We start from the raw sequence: 20706 nt of genomic DNA on the forward strand, positions 1-20706 counted from the left end.
CGCTTTCCTAAGAAAGCGGCGGAATTATTCTGAAGCGGGATGCGGGAGGGACGTTAGCCGGTCTTCCCGAAAATCGCTGACCAAAAACCGGAGGACACCCATGCGTTCGCTTCTCATCGCGCTTGCCGCCACGGTCGCGCTTTCTCTGCCGGCACGCGCCGACGAGGTCACGGTTGCCGTCACGGCAATCGTCGAACATCCCGCGCTCGATGCCGCGCGCGACGGCGTCAAGGATGCGCTGGCCGCCGCCGGCTACAAGGAAGGCGAGAACCTCAAGTTCATCTACGAGTCGGCGCAGGGCAACCCGGCGACCGCAGCTCAGATCGCCCGTCAGTTCGCGGGCGAAGCCCCGAGCGTGATCGTGCCGATCTCCACCCCGTCGGCCCAGGCCGTGGTTTCCTCTACCCGCGATATTCCCGTTGTCTTCACCGCCGTTTCCGATCCGCTGGGCGCGCAGCTCGTCAAGGACATGGAGAAGCCCGGCGGCAACGTCACCGGTCTTTCCGACCTTTCCCCGGTTGCCGAGCACGTGGCGCTGATCAAGGAGATCCTGCCGAACGTCAAGACCATAGGCTATCTCTACAATTCGGGCGAAGCGAACTCCGTCTCGCTGCTGGCGGTCCTCAAGGAAGAGGCTGAAAAGGCCGGCCTGAGCGTGATCGAATCCGCCGCGACGAAATCGGCCGAGGTCCAGGGTGCGGCTCGTGCGCTCGTCGGCCGCGCCGACGCGATCTATATCCCGACGGACAACACCATCATCTCCGCCCTCGAAGGCGCTGTCGCCGTCGCCGAGGAAAGCAAGCTGCCGCTCTTCACCGCCGATACCGATTCCGTCTCCCGCGGCGCGGTTGCGGCGCTCGGCTTCAATTACTATGACGTCGGCAAGCAGACGGGCGAGGTCGTCGTTCGCGTCCTCAAGGGCGAAAACCCCGGGGATATCGCCGTCAAGGTCGCCGCCGGAACCGATCTCGTGATCAACAAGGGCGCCGCCACCCGGATGGGCGTCACGCTGCCGGAGAGCGTCGTCGGCCGGGCGACCCGCACGATCGAGTAGCGATCCGCCCTATCCGGACGATCATTGTCTTTTTGCCGCCCCCGTTTCATACGGGGGCGGTTCGCTTATCGAGCGGGATGCGGAAATGGTGTGCATCCTGCTTCAACTTCAGAATACGTGTTCCGCATGCACCTCAGCCTGCGGAACATCCGAGAAGAGGACTACCGGCGTTGAGTCAAATCGCTTTCTGGGGAGCCGTGGAACTGGGGCTTGTCTATGCCTTCGTCGCCGTCGGCGTCTTTCTCGCCTTCCGGGTGCTCGACTTTCCGGATCTGACCGTTGACGGCTCCTTTCCGCTTGGCGCCGCAGTCACCGCGGTCCTGATCATTGCCGGCGTCAATCCCTGGCTTGCCGCAGCGGTGGCGATGGTCGCCGGTGCCGCCGCAGGCATGGTGACGGCCCTGTTGAACGTGCGGTTCAAGATCCTGAACCTGCTCGCCTCGATCCTGACGATGATTGCGCTTTTCTCGGTCAATCTCCGCGTCATGGGCAAGCCGAACGTCGCATTGATCAATGCCGACACGATGCTTTCGCCCTTCTACGGTCTCGGTCTGCGGGACTTCTATGTGCGCCCGCTTTTCGTCGGGATTCTGGTCGCCTTTGCCGTCGTTCTCGTCTGGCGCTTTCTTGAAAGCGATGCGGGCCTCGCGATGCGGGCGACCGGCGCCAATGCCCGCATGGCGCGGGCACAAGGGGTCGACACCAGCAGGCAGATCTATCTCGGCATGGCGATCTCCAACGCGCTCGTCGCCCTCGGCGGTGCGCTCTTTGCCCAGACCAACGGTTTTGCCGACGTGACCTCGGGTGTCGGGACGATCGTCGTCGGGCTTGCCGCCGTGATCATCGGCGAGACGCTGCTCGGCGCCCGCGGCATTCTGATCGCGCTCATCGGCTGCGTGCTCGGGTCGATCCTCTACCGCATCGCCATCCAGGTGGCGCTTTCGACCGATACGCTCGGCCTGCAGGCTTCCGATCTCAATTTCGTGACTGCGCTGCTGGTGACTATAGCGCTCATCCTGCCCCGTCTGCGCCGCGGAGGTGCCGCATGATCAACGTCGAAAACATCCAGGTCGTCTTCGGCAAGGGCACGCCGCTCCAGAAGCAGGCGTTGAACGGCGTCAGCCTGACCATCGAGGAAGGCTCCTTCGTCACGGTCATCGGCTCGAACGGCGCCGGCAAGTCGACGCTTCTCGGGGTTCTTGCCGGCGACGTGCTGCCGAGCGGCGGCCGCGTCACGATCGGCACGACCGACGTGACGCGCAAGGGCACGGCGGCCCGCGCCGGGCTGGTGGCGCGCGTCTTCCAGGATCCGCTTGCCGGCAGTTGCGGCGCTCTCTCGATCGAGGAAAACCTGGCGCTGGCCGCAAGGCGCGGCGAAAGCCGCGGCCTGACGCCGGCGCTCGGCTCGAAGCGGCGCGAGCATTTCCGCGAGCGCATCGCCGAACTCAATCTGGGTCTCGAAAACCGCATGCGCGACCGCATGGACCTGCTTTCGGGCGGCCAGCGCCAGGCGGTCTCGCTGGTGATGGCGACGCTTGCCGGCTCCGAGGTGCTGCTGCTCGACGAGCACACGGCGGCACTCGACCCGGGCATGGCCGAGTTCATCATGAACCTCACCCAGAAGATCGTCTCGGAGCGCAAGCTGACGACGCTGATGGTGACGCATTCGATGCGCCAGGCGCTCGATTTCGGCCACCGCACCATCATGCTCCATGGCGGCGAGATCGTGCTCGACGTCGCGGGCGATAGCCGCAAGACGCTTCAGGTCGAGGACCTCATCGCCATGTTCCGCCGCATCCGCGGGCAGACGCTGGACGACGATGCGCTACTGATCGGGTAGCGTTCCTTCCCGGACTTTGCCCCTCATCTGCCTGCCGGCATCTTCTCCCCGCTCGCGGGGAGAAGAGCGTATGCGGCAAGGCCGGAACAAGGCGGCAGCCGGATGAGGGGCCACGCTCCGGGAGCGACGAAACTCAGCGCGTCTGCGTGAAGAAGATCTTGACCGCGAATATGGAAAAGACGCCGGCGAAACCGTAGTCGATCGCCCGCATCACGCGCCTGTTGCGCTGCAGCCAGGCTGCGAGCCAGTCGGCAGCAAGAACGACCAATGCGTTCACCGGCATGCCTATCGCGATGAAGAAGAAACCGAGGAAGAGCAGCTTGCCCGTCACGGCGGGATCGTTCGCAGTGACGAACTGCGGCAGGAAGGTCATGAAGAAGATCACCACCTTCGGGTTCAGAATGTTGACCGAGAAGCCGGTCGCGATGTTCGAAAGGATCGTACCCTTCGCCTCCGTCACCTTCGTCACCGACAGGCTGGACCCGTAGCGGATCGCCTGGATCGCGAGCCATAGGAGATAGGCGGCGCCCCCGGTCTTCAGCACCAGGAAGGCGGTCGGGGATGCGGTGATCAGCGCCGAGATGCCGAAGGCGACGAGCAGCGTATGGACGACGATGCCGAGCCCGGTGCCGACCACGACGAAAAGGGCGGCCTTCTTTCCCTGCGCCAACGCCCGGGTGATCGAAAGCGTCATGTCGGGACCCGGCGTCGCGGCGAGCAGGAGGCTTGCAGCGGCGAATGCGATGAGCGTCGGCAGGCTGGGAACGAAGTCCATGGCGCATTCCTCGAGAGGCGGTTCTTTCTGATACCGCCGGCCCGGCGCTTTTGCCAGCGGATTCGCGGGAGCTGGCCTACAGATCGGCTACGATCAGAGGAAACTTGCAGTTCCGCTTGTATCCCCGCAAGTTCTGGCTAAAGTGCCGCAGATTTTCGATGCGGCAGCGCCGCACCCGAGAGCCTGACAAAACGAGCAGACGGACAAAAACCATGGCATCGCATAAAGACGTGAAGAAGGTCGTTCTCGCCTATTCCGGCGGTCTCGACACCTCGATCATCCTCAAATGGCTGCAGACGGAACTGGGCGCCGAAGTGGTGACCTTCACCGCGGACCTCGGCCAGGGCGAAGAACTGGAGCCGGCGCGCAAGAAGGCGGAGATGCTCGGCATCAAGGAGATCTATATCGAGGACGTCCGCGAGGAATTCGTGAGGGACTTCGTGTTCCCGATGTTCCGCGCCAATGCCGTCTATGAAGGCGTCTACCTGCTCGGCACCTCCATCGCCCGTCCGCTGATCTCCAAACACCTCATCGATATCGCCAGGAAGACCGGCGCCGACGCGATCGCCCATGGCGCGACCGGCAAGGGCAACGACCAGGTCCGCTTCGAACTTTCGGCTTACGCGCTCAATCCGGACATCAAGATCATCGCCCCCTGGCGCGACTGGTCGTTCAAGAGCCGCACCGATCTGCTCGAATTCGCCGAGAAGCACCAGATTCCGGTCGCCAAGGACAAGAAGGGCGAGGCGCCTTTCTCCGTCGACGCCAACCTCCTGCACTCCTCCTCGGAAGGAAAAGTGCTGGAGGACCCGGCCCGGGAAGCTCCCGAATACGTGCACATGCGCACCATTTCGCCGGAAGCGGCACCTGACAAGGCAACCGTCATCAAGGTCGGCTTCGAACGTGGCGATGCCGTGTCGATCGACGGGGTACGCATGTCGCCGGCAACGCTTCTTGCGAAGCTCAACGAATACGGCCGCGACAACGGCATCGGCCGCCTGGACCTCGTCGAGAACCGTTTCGTCGGCATGAAGTCGCGCGGCGTCTACGAAACCCCCGGCGGCACGATCCTGCTTGCGGCCCATCGTGCGATCGAGAGCATCACGCTCGACCGCGGCGCGGCGCATCTGAAGGACGAGCTGATGCCGCGCTATGCCGAGCTCATCTATTACGGCTTCTGGTTCTCTCCGGAGCGCGAAATGCTGCAGGCGGCGATCGACAGGAGCCAGGAGCATGTGGAAGGCGAAGTGACGCTGAAGCTCTACAAGGGCAATGTCATGGTCATCGGCCGCGAAAGCGGCAAGTCGCTCTATTCCGACAAGCTCGTCACCTTCGAGGACGATCAGGGCGCCTACGACCAGAAGGATGCCGCCGGCTTCATCAAGCTCAACGCGCTGCGTCTGCGCACGCTGGCAGCGCGCAACCGGTAAGCTCTGAAGGATTACAAGTCGGGAGCCGCGGTGGATCACTCCGCCGCGGTTTTTTTATCTTGCTCACTCCGCCGCTTCGCTCAGCGGCGTCTCCGCAGCCGCCGGCGCGACCAGCGGTCTCAGGCGAACCGTCCTGCGGTACCAGAAATAGCTTGCAAGCGAGAGAAGGCCGAAGCTCGGAATGATCGTTCCGAGCGCCATGGCCGGTACGCCGACGAGAGCGGCAAGCGCGCCGCCGAGAAGCCCGGCGCTCATCTGGATGAAGCCCATCATCGCCGAAGCCGTGCCGGCGATATGCGGGAAGGGGGCCATCGCCGCCGTCATCATGTAGGGCATGACGAAGGCGATGCCGAAGGCATAGATCCCGATCGGCGTCATCACCGAGAGGAAGGTCGGTTCCAGCGCATGCATGGTGAAGGCGAGGGCGAGGCTCGCCGCGCCGATGAAGAAGAGACCGGCCGGCACGAGCGCCTGCGGCGTGAAGCGACGCATCATGAGGCGCATCGTGACCGTGCCCGAAAAGAACAGGCCCGATTGCATGAGCATGCCGATGCCGAACTCGGTCGGGGTGAGCCCGACCTGGCTGATCAGCACGAAGGGCAGCATGGTCGCCCATGCGTAGAGCGCGCCGACCGCGCCGGCGATCACCAATGTCGAGGACACGAAGCGGCCGTCCCTCATAAGCTCGCCATAGGCTGCGAGAATGGGCCTGAAATGCCCCTTGCTGCGGTCCGGCGTCGTCGTTTCCGCCATGAAGAGCTGCACGATGAAGCACGCCATCAGCGCGAAGCCGACCATCAGCAGGAAGATCGACTGCCAGCCGAAGAGGCCAAGCGCGATACCGCCAAGGGTGGGCGAGACCGCCGGCCCGAGCGCCAGCATCATGCCGATCATGTTCATGATGCGCGCCGCCGTCGTGCCGGTGAACTGGTCGCGAACGATGGCGCGCGCCACGGTCATTCCGACGGAGGCGCCGATTCCCTGCACGAGGCGGCCCGCGAGCAGCACCGGGATGGAGGGCGCGAAGGCCGCCATCAGGCTGCCTGCGAGATAGATCGCCATGAAGATCAGCGTTGTCCGCCGCCGGCCGATGACGTCGGAAAGCGTTCCCGAGACGAGCTGGGCAAAGGCGAAGCCGCCGAAATAGAGCGACAGCGTCATCTTGATCGCTGCTTCGCTGGAGGCGAAGGCACGCACGAGCTCCGGCATCGCCGGCGTGTAGAGCGCCATCGAGATGGGGCCGAGCGCCACCAGGAAGGCGCCGATGATGCTCGTGCGCCGCTCGCTCATCCGGAGCGTCATTCGGCCGCCCCCTTCTCCCTGCCGGCGAGGCACGGGTCGAGGCGGCGGAGACTGTCCCGGAGGATTCTCAGGTTTGCGCGCAGGACCTCCCGTCCGTCGTCGCCCAGGTCCTCGGTGTAAGCATTCATCATTTCACGCAGGCCCGACATCAGCTCGGTGATGAGCGGGTCGGCCTTGTCGGTCACGATGACGTTCTTGGCGCGCCGGTCCGCCGGATCCGGCACGCGCGCCACGAGGCCCATCGCTTCCAGGCGGTCGAGATAGGCGGAGAGGGTCATGGGCTCGATCCCCATGCGGGTCGCGATCTCCGCCTGCTTGATGCCCTCGGTGACGGCCACCTGGACCAATGTGCGCGCCTCGCCGGGCGTGATCCCGAGGTCCATCGCATTGACCTTGCGATCGAAGGCACCGCGCAACAGGCGGGAGACATCGGTGAGAAGCATCCCGATCGTATCGGATTCGAGTTTCCTGGGCATTTGATCGATCGCGTTGGAAATAATAAGCTTTGCTTATCATATCCGTTCCGGCCATTCAACGCGAGCACGCCCGTCATCGGGCGGCACTCCTCGTGCCGCCGGATTGCCGAACTGTCAAAAAATTGATATGAGCACGGTCATGGAATCCAAATTCGGATGTCGCGAGCAGAAGATCGTCGTGCTGCAGGATCACAAGCGCCTGCCGGCACGCTTTTTTGCGCGCGTTTCAGGGGCGCTCACCAGCCGCCTATCCTGATCGCACGATCAGCTGTTACCGGCCGCATTGGCGCCGGCCCCATTCCACATTCTTGAAAATACGATGGATACATAAGCCATGAGCGCACCGCGTACTCTCTACGACAAGATCTGGGACGATCACCTGGTGGACAGCCAGGACGACGGAACCTGTCTTCTCTACATCGACCGTCACCTCGTTCACGAGGTGACGAGCCCGCAGGCCTTCGAGGGACTGCGCATGGCTGGGCGCAAGGTTCGCGCCCCGGAAAAGACGCTCGCCGTCGTCGATCACAACGTCCCGACTTCGCCGGACCGCCATCTCGGCATCAAGAACGAGGAAAGCCGCATCCAGGTCGAGGCGCTCGCCAGGAACGCCGCGGATTTCGGCGTCGAATATTATTCGGAAAATGACAAGCGCCAAGGGATCGTCCACATCGTCGGTCCGGAGCAGGGCTTCACGCTGCCGGGCATGACGATCGTCTGCGGCGACAGCCACACTTCGACGCACGGCGCTTTCGGTGCGCTGGCGCACGGCATCGGCACGTCCGAGGTCGAGCATGTCCTGGCGACGCAGACGCTGATCCAGAAAAAGGCGAAGAACATGCTGGTGCGCGTCGACGGCCAATTGCCGCCGGGCGTCACCGCAAAGGACATCATCCTTGCGATCATCGGCGAGATCGGCACCGCGGGCGGCACCGGCCACGTCATCGAATTCGCCGGTGAAGCGATCCGGTCGCTGTCTATGGAAGGCCGCATGACCGTCTGCAACATGACGATCGAAGGCGGCGCGCGCGCCGGGCTGATCGCACCGGACGAAACCACTTTCGAGTACATCAAGGACAAGCCGCGCGCTCCCAAAGGCGAGGCCTGGGACAGGGCGGTCGAATACTGGAAGACGCTGCACACGGACGAAGGCGCCCATTACGACCGCGTCGTCGTGCTCGATGCCGCCAATCTGCCGCCGATCGTTTCCTGGGGCTCCTCGCCGGAAGACGTCGTCTCCGTACAGGGCGTGGTTCCCAACCCTGACGACATCCAGGACGAGACGAAGCGGACCTCCAAGTGGCGTGCGCTCGACTATATGGGCCTGAAGCCCGGCACGAAGATCACCGATATCGCCATCGACCGGGTGTTCATCGGCTCCTGCACCAATGGCCGCATCGAGGACCTGCGCGCCGTCGCCGAGGTGGTCGAAGGCCGCAAGGTCGCCCCGACCGTTTCGGCGATGATCGTTCCGGGCTCCGGCCTCGTCAAGGAACAGGCGGAAGCGGAAGGCCTGGACAAGATCTTCAAGGAAGCGGGCTTCGACTGGCGCGAGCCCGGCTGCTCCATGTGCCTGGCGATGAACGACGACCGGCTGAAGCCTGGCGAACGTTGTGCCTCCACATCGAACCGCAACTTCGAAGGCCGTCAGGGCTTCAAGGGGCGCACGCATCTGCTTTCTCCGGCAATGGCGGCTGCGGCGGCGGTCGCCGGTCATTTTGTCGACATTCGCGAGTGGAAATAGCCGGTTTTGAGCTTTTCCGGCGTTTGAGCCGCCCTTCGGGGCGGCTTTTTTTATACTCATGATGATGCGACAATGCGCTGCCGCCCCCAATTCGCTGCCCTGAGGAGCTCTCATGCCCGATGACGCCCGGCCCTCGACACGCCGACTCATGCTGCTCCGCCATGCGAAGTCCGCCTGGCCGGACGGCGTTGCCGACCATCGCCGGCCGCTTTCGGAGCGCGGACGGAAAGCGGCGCCCGTCGTCGGCGCCTTCATGGCCCGGCAGGGGCTTGCTCCGGACCTGGCGCTCGTTTCGACCGCGCGGCGCGCGCAGGAGACTTGGGAGCTCGTCGCCGGAGCATTGCCGCACAAGATCCCCGAGCGCGATGCGGTCGGCATCTACGAGGTCGCCGCAACGGCCATTCTCGACGCCATCCGCAGGATCGAGCCGACGGTGGAGAAACTGCTCCTCGTCGGCCACAATCCGGGAATGGCCGAGCTCGCGCTCCTGCTTGCCGGGCGCGGCGATGAAGCTGCGCTGGAGCGGCTGAGGGAGAAGTTTCCGACAGCCGGGCTCGCTGTCATGGATTTCGACATCGAGCGCTGGTCGGACATAGCGCCCGGCACCGGCCGCCTGGTACGCTTCGTGACGCCGCGCATGCTTGAGGAGGAACGGTCGGGCTGATCCGCAGTGCCCGTTCGGCTTTGTCGCGGGGCCGAAGCTACACGACCTTCACGACCATCCCGCGGTGCATTTGCCGGATCAGTCGCCGCATTGCCGAAAGGCTGACGGCCACGCAGCCCTCGGTCGGCTCGTAGCCCGGACGGATGAGGTGGAAGAAGATCGCCGAGCCGGCATTGCGCCTGCGGGAGGAAATGTTCCAATCCATGACGAGGCAGATGTCATAGAGCCCGTCGTCGCGCATCATGCGTTCATGTCCGGCACGAAACGGCGCCCTGACGGGGCGATTATAGCACGGGTGTTGCGGGGCATCGCACCAGAGCATGTCGCCGCGGACGGCCCGCATCGGCAGGCGCGTCGGGGGCAACGGGACACGATCGCGCCTGACAAAGCCGCCGATGAGTCGCATCGCCGCGCGGGGCGTCGCCCCGTCGCCTTCGCGCTTGATGGCAGTGACGCCGCTTCGCCCGATCGCAGCCTGCTCGACTCGTCCCTCGAAAAGCACGAGGGCGCGCTTCCGGTCGCGCGGAGCGGTTCTGACGAGGATGGTCCCTTTTCTCGATCCTGTTGTCGACGCCTTCTTGCGCATCAGTCTCACAAATTCTTGCTTTGCCGTGATCTCGCCGCGACCTTAAGCCGGTTTTCATATATGACGATGCCTGCAACGCCGTGAGTCTCATCACACGCGCAGACGTCGCTGCGGCCACTTTCAGTTGCGGCCTGTCTCTATCCTAAATAGGTTAGGATTTAAGGAAACATGCGGCAGCGGCCGCCGCGCTTGCCAAGATCGGCATTTGAGTTAGTTTTGAATCAGGAAGCAAACAGGAACTGTCCCATGGCGACTCGCACCATCCTCCTTGTCGACGACGACGATGATCTGCGTGAGACGTTGATAGAACAGCTCTCCCTTTACGAAGAGTTCGACCTACTGCAGGAATCGACCGCCGGGAAGGGCATTCAGATGGCGCGTGGCCGGCAGGTCGACCTCCTGATCATGGATGTAGGTCTGCCGGACATGGACGGGCGCGAGGCGGTGAAGCTCTTGCGCAAGGGCGGCTTCAAGGCCCCGATCATCATGCTGACCGGCCACGACACCGACTCCGACACGATCCTCGGCCTCGAAGCCGGCGCCAACGATTATGTGACGAAGCCGTTCCGCTTCGCCGTGCTGCTTGCCCGCATTCGCGCCCAGCTTCGCCAGCACGAGCAGAGCGAGGACGCGACCTTCAATGTCGGCCCCTACACATTCAAGCCGAGCCAGAAGCTGCTTACCATGGAGAACGGCCAGAAGATCCGCCTGACGGAAAAGGAAGCCGCAATCATCCGCTATCTCTACCGCGCCGACCAGAAAGTGGTCACCCGCGACGTGCTGCTCGAGGAGGTCTGGGGCTATAATTCCGGCGTCACGACCCATACGCTCGAGACGCATGTCTACCGGCTGCGCCAGAAAATCGAGCGCGACCCTTCCAATGCCGAGATATTGGTGACAGAAAACGGCGGCTACAAGATCGTTCCCTAAGCCGGACGATATGACCGGGGGAGATTTGCCGCTTGGCGCTCAATGACGACATCGCACTCTTGTCCAACGTGTCGCTCTTCGCCGACATCGGCGAGGACAAGCTGAGGCTGATCGCCTTCGGCGCCGAGCGCCGCCGGGTGGCCAAGGGTCACGAACTCTTCCGGGAAGGCGCGCCGGCCGATTGCGCCTATGCGGTTGCGGCCGGCAGCTTCGCGCTTTCGAATGCGAACGCGCAGGGCCGCCAGCAGCAGGTGATGACCGTCGGCCGCGGCGCGCTCCTGTCCGAGCTCGCGCTCATCTCGATGGTCGAACGCAAGTTCACCGCGACGGCGCAAGAGGACAGCGAGGTGATCCGGATCAACCGGCCGCTCTTCCGCCGGATGCTCGAGGAATATCCCGAGGTGACCGCCATGGTGGAAGCCCGCATCCGGGAAAACATTCAGGCGATGATCCGCCGCGTGGAGGCGCTTGCCGGGCGGTTTGCGTAAGCGGACGGCGTCGTCAAAGCTCGAAATGCGCTATGACAGGCACATGGTCGGACGGGCGCTCCCAGCCGCGCGCTTCCTTGAGGATCTCGACGCGGACGAGCTGGCTTGCGAGATCGGCGGAGGACCAGATGTGGTCGAGGCGGCGTCCGCGGTCGGCGGCGGTCCAGTCCTTCGCCCGATAGCTCCACCAGGTGTAGAGCTTTTCCGGCGGCGGCGCGTGGCGGCGCATCAGGTCGACCCAGGCGCCTCCGGTCATCACCGAAACCAGGCCTTCGGTCTCGACCGGCGTATGGCTGACGATCTTGAGAAGCTGCTTGTGCGACCAGACGTCGTGCTCGAGCGGCGCGATGTTGAGATCGCCGACGAGGATCGACGAGACGCCGGCCTCGGCCTCCGCGTGCAGGAGCTTCATCTCGTCGACGAAGTCGAGCTTGTGTCCGAACTTCGGATTGACCGTGCGGTCCGGCTCGTCGCCGCCGGCCGGTACATAGAAATTATGGAGGCGGATCGTCTTTCCACCGGCCGCGAAGACCACGGAGAGATGACGTGCATCGCCGACGCCGCAGTAGTCGCGGCGGTCGGACAGCTCATGAAGCGGCAGGCGAGAGATGGTGGCGACGCCGTGATAGCCCTTCTGCCCGTGCATCTCGATATATTCGTAGCCGAGCTTCCTCAGCGGCGCGGAGGGGAACTGGTCGTTCCGACACTTGATTTCCTGCAGGCAGAGGATGTCCGGCTGCCATGTCTTGAGGAAATGTTCGACCAGCGGCATGCGCAGGCGAACGGAGTTGATGTTCCATGTGGCAATGGAAAGAGGCATTCCTCGTTCTCCCGGGAAATTGCCGGAAAAGGATCACGCGTCCGGCAACGGGAGCGTTTAAACAGGTTCGGCACCGATCGACAAGCTTGAAAAAGCCGCCGGTACGCAGATCGCGCAAGGCTTCCTGCGGGCGCTGCTTTCGCAGCCGGCAGTCAAGACGCATTGGAGCGCGGATCATGCCCGGCGGAATTAAGCCACCATGTCGCCAAGACGAACGGCACCGAAAATGGCTGCCTGCCAGCCCAGTGTGGCCCAGCGTATGTCGATGGAATGAATCGAGCCGGCATGCGGTAATGCGCCAAAAACGCGTTGCGTGAGCGTGTCGCGTGGATAGCCGTCCATGTCGATGACGCCACCCCCCAGCAGAATGATGCGTGGCGAAAACAACACCGTCGCTCTGGCAACGGTTATCGCCTGCTGCCACAATATGTCATCAAGACCGTCGTATAATTTCGGCGACTGCGCAGCGGCCTGGAAGAGGTCCTTCACGGCGACGCCATGTGCAGATGCGAGGTCCACCAGAGTCGCACCAGAGGCGTACGCCTCGATCCGCTTGGGGGATTCCTGGCGGTCACCCGGCTCGAGCACCGGCATGTGGCCGATTTCAAGCGCCCACCCGCCGCCGCGAAAAATGCCGTTCTCGCCCAAGTAAGCTGCACCGATACCGGTGCCGAAGTAGACAGCCAACACCTCGCATTCGTTGGCAATTGCGCCGGAGGCGCTTTCCCCGAGCAACTGCAGAACCACGTCCCGCTCCAACTGGACGGGTACCGAAAGCGTGGAAGCCAGTTCGGAGGCCAGGCGAATCCCGTTTAGTTCGGGGATGTTTGCGGCATGGATGATTGTATCGCAGTCGCGTCCGATGAACCCTGGGACAGTTGCCACTACCCGCTCGATGGTCAGGCCGGCATCGACTGACGCACATTGCAGGAGCCCGGCGAGTTGCGTCGCAGGAGCGCCTCGCCGAAGATGACTCGTCGAAAAGGTGCGCGTGACTTCGAGCGGCACACCATGATCCGCAAAACCGATCTTGACCGAAGTTCCCCCGATTTCGGCAACGGCGATCGTTTCGGAGGCGGCTTTGAGCGTCATTAAAGCTCCTGACTGTCAAAGAACGGCGACATCGCGCATATGCGGGCGCGTATTGCCTGCAAGCATCGCCTGATGCAGAAGATAGGCAGCACCCAGGGCGGGCCCGTCATTGCCGGTGCTTGACGTTTCAACGCGCGGCGTCGGATAGCCTTCAATGAGAGACGCGGCCAACAAAGCCTCCGTTTGTTCGGCCACGAAGGGATAGATCGCGCTGACCGATCCGGCGAGGATGATGCGGCCCGGCTGCAGGACGCAGGCAAGGGTCGCCAGTCCCCGAACCAGCCAGCGAGCCCAGTCGCGGGCGCAGGCAAGCGCGGTAGGGTCGCCCGAGGCCAGCACTGCGATAAACGCGTCAAGCGAACCGATGACCCCGCTGATATGTGCATACCGGGCAAGGAGGGCGTCCTTGCCAATGAATGTTTCCCAACGACCAGGACGCACAGCGTCATAAACGAATCCGGCCTCTCCGATCGGCATGTGGCCGATCTCGCCAGCGCCGCCCAACTGACCGCGATGCAGCTTGCCATTGCTGACGATGCCGCCCCCAACGCCATTCTCGATGAGAACCACGAGGCTGTCATCGCCCTTGCCGTCCGGGGGAGCCGAACGATAGGTCTCGGCCACTGCCACCGCATTGGCATCGTTTTCGAGGAGGACCGGGACGTCGAGGTCGATGGACTCGGAAATCGGTTGCGCGAGGCTGACCCCGTGCCAGCCCAATATGGCGGCATGAAAGGTTTCGCCGTCCCCATCCAGGAAGCCCGGCAGTGCTACGTTGAGACCATGTGGCCGTGCGCCGGGAGGCAACGTTCTACGCACCTCGTCAACCAGTGCTACAATGAGTTCCATCGCTTGAGCGGGCCTGCTTGCCGCACCCGAGAATGGGCGAGTGGCCTTGGCGCGGACCGTTCCCGACAGGTCGATGGCGATGACGTCGATCCGGTTCACGCCGATGTAGGCGCCGAGAAAGAAGACACCGCTGCCGGCGATTTCAACGACGATCCCGGGGCGCCCGACCTTGGGTTCTGCTTCGTTGCCCGTTGTCGACTCACGTTCCCGCGCCAAACCAGCATCGACAAGGTTTTGTACCAGAGTCCCCGTTGTCGAGCGGGTCAGATCGAGTTCACGGGCCAAGGATGCGCGAGTTAGCCCACCCGTGCGAAACAGTGCCGAAAGCGCGCGCGCCTCGTTCGGACGAAAAAGCAGTGTGTTTGACAATTTGAAGCCTATTTGTTCGATGAGATTACTAATATCCTCATACGGTCCTGTCAATCGGGTGAGTTCCTTGATGCAATGCAGCATAGAAAGGGGATGCGGCGCTATTGACGGCCAAAGGAAACGGTGTTTTGTTCGGGAACACTACAAAAGTCCCGGTAGGTGCGATGACGGTTTTGGCGCGACTCGAAAATATCGTGAAGGATTTCGGTGCCGTCCGCGCACTCGATGGTGTCACTCTCGAGATCAACCAGGGTGAGATTCTTGGCCTGATGGGGGACAACGGAGCCGGCAAGTCGACATTGGTGAAAACCATTGCCGGAAACTTCCAGCCGTCTTCCGGTTCCTACATCCTGGAAGGCAAGCCCGTGGTCTTTTCCGGACCGGCAGAAGCTCGTCGCCATGGAATAGAGGTCGTTTATCAGGATTTGGCGATCTGCGACAACCTGACCGCTTCGGCGAACGTATTCCTCGGCCGCGAATTGATGCGGCAGGTCGGGCCGTTCAAGGTGCTCGACCACAAGCGCATGAACGCCCGCTCGGCCGAGATATTCAAGGAACTCAAATCCGAGACCCGACCGGCCGATCTCGTGGTGCGCATGTCCGGCGGCCAGCGTCAAGCGGTGGCAATTGCTCGTACCCGGCTCGCCAGGTCGAAAATCGTCCTTATGGACGAACCTACGGCGGCAATCAGTGTCCGGCAGGTTGCGGAGGTGCTGGCCCTGATCCGTCGCATGAAGGCACAAGGCCTTTCCGTGATCCTGATCAGCCATCGCATGCCCGACGTCTTCGAGGTCTGCGACAGGGTCGTGGTGATGCGTCGGGGTCGCAAGGTGGCCGACAAGATGATCGGGCAATCGAGCCCCGAAGAAGTGACCGGCCTGATAACTGGCGCGATCCAGACAGCTTGATCCCGGAGAAACAACGCATGAGTGCTCCCGAGGAAGTTCCCCACATGGACGTCGATCTCCTGAAGGGCTCCGACCGCCCCCTCTGGAGCCGCGTATTCCTTGCGCAGGAAACGTGGATAGCACTGGCTATCCTGGTGATCGGCCTCGTCGTATCGGTCATCTCGGCGAAGTTCGCGACTTCCGGAAACCTCCTCAACATTTTCCAGAATGCCTGCTTCATCGGGATTATGGCGCTCGGCATGACGCCGGTGCTCATCAGCGGCGGCATCGATATCTCTGTCGGATCGATCCTTGGCATGTGCGGAGTGACGCTTGGCATCGTGCTCAATTCGGACATGCCGCTCGCCGTCGGCATCCTCGCGACTCTCGCGATGGGTGTCGCCTGCGGTATGGTCAACGGAATCATCATCTCCTACGTCAAGCTCCCGCCATTCATCGTCACTCTTGCCACCTTGTCCATCGGGCGCAGCCTCGCTTTGGTGCTCACGAACAATGAGGTGTTCTACGAATTCGGACGGGCCACCAACGGTATCATCGCGCTCGGCGGTGGCTATAGTTTCGGATTGCCTAACGTGGTCTATGCTCTCGTCGCGGGCGTGATCATCCTGCATTTCCTGCTGACCATGACGCGGTGGGGCCGCTACCTGTTCGCGATCGGCGGCAACGAGGCTGCGGCGCGACTGGCCGGTATCCCTGTGGACCTCATCAAGGTCTCGGCCTACGCCTTCAACGGCCTGATGGTTGCCATAACGGCCGTGTTCCTGGTCGGCTGGCTTGGCGCCGTCACCAACGCGATCGGAACCGGATACGAGTTGCAGGTCATCGCGTCGACGGTAATCGGCGGAGCGTCGCTGACAGGCGGGTTCGGCACGGCGCTCGGCGCAGCCATCGGCGCGATCCTCGTAGAGGTTATCCGCAACGCCCTGCTCATCGCAGGGGTCAACCCGTTCTGGCAGGGAATGTTCGTGGGAAGTTTCATTCTAGCCGCGGTCCTGCTCGAAAGAATCCGCTCGCTGCGTCGGTGAGCGCAATCCGCGTCAACAAGGAAAAGGGAGGAACTTCAATGCAACCAGTACGCACTCTCACGGCAGCCCTTTCGGTGGCCTGCCTGGCCGCCGGCTTGACTGCGCCCCAGGCCAACGCTGCCGATCGCGAATTCGCCCTCGTCTTCAAGGTGCTCAACAACGCCTTCAGCCCGCCGATCCAGCAGGGGTGCGAGGCCGCCGCGAAGAAGCTGGGCGACGTTACCTGCACCTATCTTGGCCCGACTGAGTATGACGAAGCCAAGCAGGTCCAGCTTGCCCAGGACATGGTCACCCGCGGTGTGGCCGGCCTCGGCGTTTCGGCCGGCAACCCGAAGGCCATGGCTCGCATCATGAAAATGGCCCAGGATAAAGGCATTCCGGTCGTGACTTTCGACACGGACGTACTGCCCGAAGATGCAGGCCTGCGCTCGACCTACATCGGAACCGACAATTATGAGTTCGGCATCGCGTTGGCGCAGAAGGTGCTCGAGAGCAAGAAGGACGGCGGTACCGTCTGCATCCAGTCGGGTGCGCCTGCATCCGAGAACCTGAAAGCCCGCGTCCAAGGCATCCGCGACACTCTTGCCGGCGTCACGAAGGACAAGGGTGCGGAAAAGCTGACAGGCCAGAACGGCTGGACCGAGCCGGCAGGCTGCCCTGTCTACAACAATGACGACATCACGCTTGCCGCCCAGCAGGTGCGCGACGTCATGACGAACAACCCCGAGCTTAGCGCTTTCGTCGCGGTCGGCGGCTGGGCCCAGTATGCTCCGCAGGCTTATAAGCAGGCCATGGAGCCGCTCAAGGCACGCCTCGACAGCAAGGACCTGGTTGTGGTGTTCGGCGACAATTTCGGCCCGCAGTTGCCGCTGCTGGCCGAAGGACTAAGCCACTACAACATCGGCCAGCGTCCCTATGACATGGGCTATGAAACCATCATGGCGCTGGACAAGCTGACCAAGGGCGAAAAGGTGGAGCCGTTCATCAAGACCGGTACCGAGGTTTGCACCCCCGAGGATGCGCTGACGACCTGCGGCAAGACTGCGAACTAGGCCTTCTCCATTCCCCATCCCGCCCTTGTTTCGGCCGGGATGGGGACTTGTACTCAGCAAAGCGCCGGCCGGGCGCAGGCCCTCCATCATTCAAGGGCCGATGGCCTCGACGGATTTTTGCATGGCTTCTCGACGTTTCAGACGACTGCATGTTTCCTTTAATCGTATCCGATTAAAGGACAAAAACATGCAGCAGATCGAAGTGCTACAGCGACCTTTGCGCGTCTGATAAGACGCGCGGCGCTGTAGTGCATGTTTCCTTTAATCCTATCCGATTAAAGGACAAAACATGCAGCAGATCGAAGTGCTACAGCGACCTTTGCGCGTCTGATAAGACGCGCGGCGCTGTAGGTATGGTGGGTGGCGGTCGGGGCGCCTTCTTCGGTGCGGTCCACTGCCGCGCGGCGGCGATGCCGCACCGTTTCGAGTTCGTCGCCGGTGCGCTGTCCGACGGGTTGCCGCTCTATGAACAAACCCTTGGGGAACTCTAGAATGCCAGCAAAACAGGAACGCCGCCTTCGAGTGGGTGTGCTCGGTGCCGGGCAGATCGCCCAGGCCGCTCATTTCGAGGCCTGCACGAAGGCTGCCAATGCCGATCTCCATGCTATCTGCGATGTCGCCGATGACCTGCGCGAACGCATGGCGATCACCCACGGTGCGGCGAAGACCTACGACGACTACGACAGGATGCTCGCCGATCCCGATCTCGAAGCCGTGATCATCGCGACCGCCGACGCCTTCCACGTCCCGGCCTCGCTGCGCGCACTCGAAGCCGGCAAGCATGTGCTCTGCGAAAAACCCGTCGGCGTGACGGTAGAGGAATGCATTGATCTCAAGGAGGCCGTCGAAAAGTCCGGCAAGATCTTTCAGGTCGGCCACATGAAGCGCTTTGATGCCGGCCTCCAGGCGGCAAAGGCCTTCATTGCCGACGAGATGGGCGAGATGATCGCCCTCAAGGCTTGGTATTGCGACAGCACGCACCGCTATGCGATGACGGATGCCGTCCAGCCGCTGATCGTCACCAGTGCCAAGGCGAAAAAGCCCTCGGCCAATCCGAAGGCGGATCTGCGCCGCTACTACATGCTGGCCCATGGCTGCCACCTGATCGACACCGCGCGTTACTTCGGCGGCGACATCGTCTCGGTGCAGGCGCGACTTTCCGAGCGGGCCGGCATCTGGTGCTGGTTCGTCGACGCCGAGTTCGCTTCCGGCACGCTCGGCCACCTCGACCTCACCGTGCAAGTCCGCATGGACTGGCACGAGGGTTTCCAGATTTACGGCGAGAAGGGCAGCGTTCTCGGCAAGACCTATAACCCCTGGTACTACAAGACGAGCGAGGTGGACATTTTCCGCGAGGCCGATGGCGCGACGCATCGGGTGCTCGGTGCCGACGGTCACTTCTATCGCCGCCAGGTCGAAGGTTTTGCACGCACCATCCTCGATGGTGCGCCGATGGAAGGCGCCGGCATCGACGACGGCCTCGCCTCGGTCCGCGCCATGGTCGCCATCGCGCGCTCGGTGGAGAGCGGCAAGGCGGTTGCACTTTCTGATGTCGAGGGTGGCGTCTGATGAAGCTCGGGGTCTTCGCCAAGACCTTTGAAGGTACGCAACCGGGTGCGGTGCTCGATGCCGTCGCGGCTGCCGGGTTTGCCGCCGCGCAGTACAACATGGCCTGCTCGGGCCTCGCCTCCATGCCTGAAGCCATCGACGAGGGGCAGGCGTGCGCGGTTGCCGACGCGGCGAAGAAGGCCGGCATCGAAATCGCGGCGGTCTCCGGCACCTACAACATGATCCATCCCGACCAGGCGATGCGCGAGGCCGGCCACCGCCGGTTAGCCGTTCTGGCGGAACGCAGCCACGCGATGTCCACCCGCCTCGTCACGCTTTGCACCGGCACGCGCGATCCACTCGACCAGTGGAGGGAGCACCCCGAAAACGACACGCCGGAAGCCTGGCGCGATCTGCTCCAGGCCATGGAAACGGCGATCGGCATTGCAGACCGCTGCGACGTCGATCTCGGCATCGAGCCGGAGCTTGCCAATGTCGTCAACTCGGCGCAAAAGGCCCGCCGGCTGATCGACGAGATGCGGAGCCCGCGTATAAAAATCGTGCTCGACCCCGCCAATCTCTTTGAAACGACAACGCTTGATGAGCAGCGGACGACCGTGTCCGCGGCAATCGATCTTCTCGCCGACCGCATCGTCATGGCGCATGCGAAGGACCGGAACCCGGACGGCAGCTTTGCGACCGCTGGAAAGGGTGTGCTCGACTACGCACACTATCTCGGTCGCCTGAAGGCCATCGGCTTTACCGGCAGCCTGATCACTCATGGGCTTGCAGCAAGCGAGGCCAAGGACGTTGCCCGCTTCCTCTCCGAAAAGCTTGAGGCGGGGCGATGAGCATCACCTTCGAGACAAGCGACGGCACGCGGCTGAATGTCGACACGGCGGGCGAGGGCATGCCGGTTGTCTTCCTGCACGGACTTTGCGGCGACGCGGGCCAGACCTCCGAAGCGTTTCCCACCGAACCCGGCTACCGCCGCGTCACGATCGAGGCTCGCGGTCATGGCCGATCGCAGTCCGGCGGACTCGACAGGCTTTCGATCGAAACCTTCGCGAATGACGTCGCTGCCTATGTCGAGGCCAATCTGGACGTGCCTGTCATCATCGGCGGCATTTCCATGGGGGCGGCGATTTCGCTTCGCCTTGCCGTAAAGCGTCCCGATCTCGTCCGCGCGCTTGTCCTCGCCCGGCCCGCCTGGCTGACGGCATCGGCGCCGGAAAATATGATCCCGAATGCCGAAGTCGGCCACCTTTTGACCCATCTGCCGCCGCCAGCGGCAAAGGCCGCTTTCCTGGCAGGTCCCCTCGGGCAGCGTCTTGCGGCGGCCGCGCCGGACAATCTGGCCTCGCTCACCGGCTTTTTCGCGCGGGAACCCATCGAGGTCACGGCCGCGCTCCTCACCGCCGTTTCCAAGGACGGCCCGGGAGTCACGGAGGCCGATCTCGCCCGCATCGCCGTCCCGACGCTCGTCATCGGCCATGAACGCGATCTCGTTCATCCCATCGCCCACGCGCGTGCGCTGGCGGAGAAAATCCCCGCTGCACGCTTCGTCCAGATCACCCCCAAGGCGGAGGACAAGGCGCGATACGTCGCCGATTTCCACCGCGCCCTGCGCACGTTCCTGAAGGATGTTCAGAGATGACCGTCGCGGCAAGCGGGCAAGGTTGTCGAGCGCGTCGGTCAGCGCGAGATTTGGGTCGCCATGCCGCGTCTGCGGCGCGGGAAGCGTTCTCAGCCCA

21 protein-coding genes are annotated in these 20706 nt (G+C 63.0%); 14 read left to right on the forward strand and 7 right to left on the reverse strand.

Translation table 11 applies throughout. The annotated features are described in order from the left end of the window. Positions 1 to 100 precede the first annotated feature (100 nt). The 3 genes from JOH52_RS07085 (at position 101) to JOH52_RS07095 (ending at position 2894) form a co-directional block, all read left to right on the forward strand. Complete coding sequence (locus JOH52_RS07085) at positions 101 to 1054, forward strand: ABC transporter substrate-binding protein (RefSeq protein WP_003529687.1); 954 nt, start codon at positions 101 to 103, stop codon at positions 1052 to 1054. 170 nt (positions 1055 to 1224) lie between these two features. Continuing rightward, complete coding sequence (locus tag JOH52_RS07090) at positions 1225 to 2103, forward strand: ABC transporter permease (RefSeq protein ID WP_010970498.1); 879 nt, start codon at positions 1225 to 1227, stop codon at positions 2101 to 2103. Further along, complete coding sequence (locus tag JOH52_RS07095) at positions 2100 to 2894, forward strand: ABC transporter ATP-binding protein (protein ID WP_003529683.1); 795 nt, start codon at positions 2100 to 2102, stop codon at positions 2892 to 2894. Before JOH52_RS07090 ends, JOH52_RS07095 begins: the two co-directional genes overlap by 4 nt. Positions 2895 to 3027: 133 nt before the next feature. On the opposite strand, the gene JOH52_RS07100 is transcribed toward JOH52_RS07095, so the two are convergent. Continuing rightward, on the reverse strand, positions 3028 to 3669 hold the full coding sequence (locus tag JOH52_RS07100; RefSeq protein ID WP_010970497.1) for a LysE family translocator: 642 nt from the start codon (positions 3667 to 3669) through the stop codon (positions 3028 to 3030). A 212-nt stretch (positions 3670 to 3881) separates the two neighbouring features. On the opposite strand from JOH52_RS07100, the gene JOH52_RS07105 reads away from it, so the two are divergent. After that, the gene (locus JOH52_RS07105) at positions 3882 to 5099 is read left to right on the forward strand and encodes an argininosuccinate synthase (RefSeq protein ID WP_003529681.1); all 1218 of its coding nucleotides are present in this window, start codon (positions 3882 to 3884) and stop codon (positions 5097 to 5099) included. Between the two features lie 63 nt (positions 5100 to 5162). Here the strand turns inward: JOH52_RS07105 and JOH52_RS07110 are convergent, their stop codons facing one another. Continuing rightward, entirely contained in the window at positions 5163 to 6401 is a 1239-nt protein-coding gene (locus JOH52_RS07110) for a multidrug effflux MFS transporter (protein WP_003529680.1), read from the reverse strand. After that, on the reverse strand, positions 6398 to 6877 hold the full coding sequence (locus JOH52_RS07115; RefSeq protein WP_010970495.1) for a MarR family winged helix-turn-helix transcriptional regulator: 480 nt from the start codon (positions 6875 to 6877) through the stop codon (positions 6398 to 6400). The genes JOH52_RS07110 and JOH52_RS07115 overlap by 4 nt, the downstream gene beginning before the upstream one ends. A 334-nt stretch (positions 6878 to 7211) precedes the next feature. Between JOH52_RS07115 and leuC the strand changes: the two genes are divergently transcribed. Further along, the gene (gene leuC, locus JOH52_RS07120) at positions 7212 to 8621 is read left to right on the forward strand and encodes a 3-isopropylmalate dehydratase large subunit (protein WP_003529677.1); all 1410 of its coding nucleotides are present in this window, start codon (positions 7212 to 7214) and stop codon (positions 8619 to 8621) included. A 112-nt stretch (positions 8622 to 8733) separates the two neighbouring features. Continuing rightward, the gene (locus tag JOH52_RS07125; protein ID WP_010970493.1) at positions 8734 to 9285 is read left to right on the forward strand and encodes a SixA phosphatase family protein; all 552 of its coding nucleotides are present in this window, start codon (positions 8734 to 8736) and stop codon (positions 9283 to 9285) included. Positions 9286 to 9322: 37 nt separating this feature from the next. Here the strand turns inward: JOH52_RS07125 and JOH52_RS07130 are convergent, their stop codons facing one another. Beyond that, complete coding sequence (locus tag JOH52_RS07130) at positions 9323 to 9871, reverse strand: L,D-transpeptidase family protein (protein ID WP_010970492.1); 549 nt, start codon at positions 9869 to 9871, stop codon at positions 9323 to 9325. A 246-nt stretch (positions 9872 to 10117) separates the two neighbouring features. Between JOH52_RS07130 and JOH52_RS07135 the strand changes: the two genes are divergently transcribed. Then, entirely contained in the window at positions 10118 to 10801 is a 684-nt protein-coding gene (locus tag JOH52_RS07135; protein ID WP_003529672.1) for a response regulator transcription factor, read from the forward strand. Positions 10802 to 10833: 32 nt separating this feature from the next. Next, positions 10834 to 11289, forward strand: a complete 456-nt coding sequence (locus tag JOH52_RS07140) for a cyclic nucleotide-binding domain-containing protein (protein ID WP_003529671.1) — start codon at positions 10834 to 10836, stop codon at positions 11287 to 11289. A gap of 13 nt (positions 11290 to 11302) precedes the next feature. Here the strand turns inward: JOH52_RS07140 and JOH52_RS07145 are convergent, their stop codons facing one another. From JOH52_RS07145 to JOH52_RS07155, 3 genes are all read right to left on the reverse strand, one after another. Beyond that, on the reverse strand, positions 11303 to 12109 hold the full coding sequence (locus JOH52_RS07145; protein WP_003529670.1) for an exodeoxyribonuclease III: 807 nt from the start codon (positions 12107 to 12109) through the stop codon (positions 11303 to 11305). Positions 12110 to 12298: 189 nt separating this feature from the next. Next, a complete protein-coding gene (locus JOH52_RS07150) occupies positions 12299 to 13201 on the reverse strand; it encodes an ROK family protein (protein ID WP_010970490.1) in 903 nt (300 codons plus the stop codon). 15 nt (positions 13202 to 13216) lie between these two features. Next, the gene (locus JOH52_RS07155) at positions 13217 to 14503 is read right to left on the reverse strand and encodes an ROK family transcriptional regulator (protein WP_014526999.1); all 1287 of its coding nucleotides are present in this window, start codon (positions 14501 to 14503) and stop codon (positions 13217 to 13219) included. Between the two features lie 80 nt (positions 14504 to 14583). Between JOH52_RS07155 and JOH52_RS07160 the strand changes: the two genes are divergently transcribed. From JOH52_RS07160 to JOH52_RS07185, 6 genes are all read left to right on the forward strand, one after another. Further along, positions 14584 to 15327 carry an ATP-binding cassette domain-containing protein gene (locus JOH52_RS07160; RefSeq protein ID WP_015007989.1) on the forward strand — a complete coding sequence of 248 codons (744 nt, stop codon included), beginning with the start codon at positions 14584 to 14586 and terminating at the stop codon, positions 15325 to 15327. A gap of 44 nt (positions 15328 to 15371) precedes the next feature. Further along, positions 15372 to 16352 (forward strand): ABC transporter permease, encoded by a 981-nt coding sequence (locus tag JOH52_RS07165; protein ID WP_003529664.1) that lies wholly within the window; start codon positions 15372 to 15374, stop codon positions 16350 to 16352. 38 nt (positions 16353 to 16390) lie between these two features. Then, entirely contained in the window at positions 16391 to 17404 is a 1014-nt protein-coding gene (locus tag JOH52_RS07170) for a sugar-binding protein (protein ID WP_010970486.1), read from the forward strand. Between the two features lie 492 nt (positions 17405 to 17896). Continuing rightward, a complete protein-coding gene (locus tag JOH52_RS07175; RefSeq protein WP_003529657.1) occupies positions 17897 to 18973 on the forward strand; it encodes a Gfo/Idh/MocA family protein in 1077 nt (358 codons plus the stop codon). Next, positions 18973 to 19803 (forward strand): sugar phosphate isomerase/epimerase family protein, encoded by an 831-nt coding sequence (locus JOH52_RS07180; protein WP_003529656.1) that lies wholly within the window; start codon positions 18973 to 18975, stop codon positions 19801 to 19803. Before JOH52_RS07175 ends, JOH52_RS07180 begins: the two co-directional genes overlap by 1 nt. Next, on the forward strand, positions 19800 to 20609 hold the full coding sequence (locus JOH52_RS07185) for an alpha/beta fold hydrolase (protein ID WP_010970485.1): 810 nt from the start codon (positions 19800 to 19802) through the stop codon (positions 20607 to 20609). Before JOH52_RS07180 ends, JOH52_RS07185 begins: the two co-directional genes overlap by 4 nt. The last annotated feature ends 97 nt before the right edge of the window (positions 20610 to 20706 follow it).

Origin of the sequence: Sinorhizobium meliloti (genome assembly GCF_017876815.1) — a bacterium.
GTDB classification, from domain to species: domain Bacteria; phylum Pseudomonadota; class Alphaproteobacteria; order Rhizobiales; family Rhizobiaceae; genus Sinorhizobium; species Sinorhizobium meliloti.